A 1,183-nucleotide genomic window follows, 5' to 3' on the forward strand; every position below is an offset into this window, starting at 1 on the left:
CCCGCCCCCCAATGATCCCCCCCGCACCCTCCTAAATCCCGCTCTCTCCGGGGGGGCGGCGACCCCCGGGGCCGGCCGGCGGCCCCGTCGGCATCCGCCAAGGAGCACCCGATGATCGATGTCGCCACGCTGGTCGAACAGGCCCGGCACGGCCGACCGCGCGCCGTCGCCCGGCTCATCACGCTGGTCGAGAACGCCGCCCCGGAGCTGCGCGAGGTCATGGCCGCGCTGGCCCCGCACACCGGACGCGCCTACACCGTGGGCCTCACCGGCTCCCCCGGCGTGGGCAAGTCCACCTCCACCTCGGCGCTGGTCTCCGCCTACCGGCGGCTCGGCAAGCGGGTCGGGGTGCTGGCCGTCGACCCGTCCTCGCCGTTCTCCGGCGGTGCGCTGCTCGGCGACCGGGTCCGGATGCAGGAGCACGCCACCGACCCGGAGGTCTTCATCCGCTCGATGGCCACCCGCGGCCACCTCGGCGGCCTGTCCTGGGCCGCCCCGCAGGCCCTGCGGGTGCTGGACGCGGCCGGCTGCGACGTGATCCTGGTGGAGACCGTCGGCGTCGGCCAGTCCGAGGTGGAGGTCGCCGCGCAGGCCGACACCACCGTCGTGCTGCTCGCCCCCGGGATGGGCGACGGGATCCAGGCCGCCAAGGCCGGGATCCTGGAGATCGGCGACCTCTTCGTGGTCAACAAGGCCGACCGGGACGGCGCCGACGCCACCGCCCGGGAGCTCAACCACATGCTCGGCCTCGGCGAGGCCCGCGAGGCCGGCGACTGGCGCCCGCCGATCGTCAAGACCGTCGCCGCGCGCGGCGAGGGCGTGGACGAGGTCGTCGAGGCGCTGGAGAAGCACCGCGCCTGGCTGGAGGAGCACGGCGAGCTGGCGGTGCGCCGCCGCCGCCGGGCCGCCGACGAGATCGAGGCGATCGCGCTGGCCGAGCTGCGCGCCCGGATCGGCGACCTGCGCGGGGACCGGCACCTGGCCGGGCTGGCCGAGCGCGTCGTCACGGGCGACCTGGACCCGTACGGCGCCGCCGACGCCCTGGTGGCCGGGCTGACCGCCCAGGCCTGAGACGAGGGGGGGGGGGGGGGGGGCGGGCGGGGGGGGGGCGCCCGCCCGCCGGGGGGGGGGGGGGGGGGGCGCGCCGGCCCCCCCCCCCCCCCCCCCCGGCCGGCCGGGGCGG

Annotated in this window: 1 protein-coding gene; it reads left to right on the forward strand. The window is 78.6% G+C overall.

All coding sequences use genetic code 11. The features are described 5' to 3' along the window. Positions 1 to 111: 111 nt before the first annotated feature. Positions 112 to 1,071 (forward strand): methylmalonyl Co-A mutase-associated GTPase MeaB, encoded by a 960-nt coding sequence (gene meaB, locus ACFV4G_RS14755; protein WP_380440153.1) that lies wholly within the window; start codon positions 112 to 114, stop codon positions 1,069 to 1,071. Positions 1,072 to 1,183 lie beyond the last annotated feature (112 nt).

Source organism: Kitasatospora sp. NPDC059747, from assembly GCF_042732955.1.
Taxonomy (GTDB): Bacteria; Actinomycetota; Actinomycetes; order Streptomycetales; family Streptomycetaceae; genus Kitasatospora.

Coding starts and splice junctions, on each gene's coding strand:
- meaB (WP_380440153.1), top strand. CDS start 112: ATGATCGATGTCGCCACGCTGGTCGAACAGGCCCGGCACGGCCGACCG.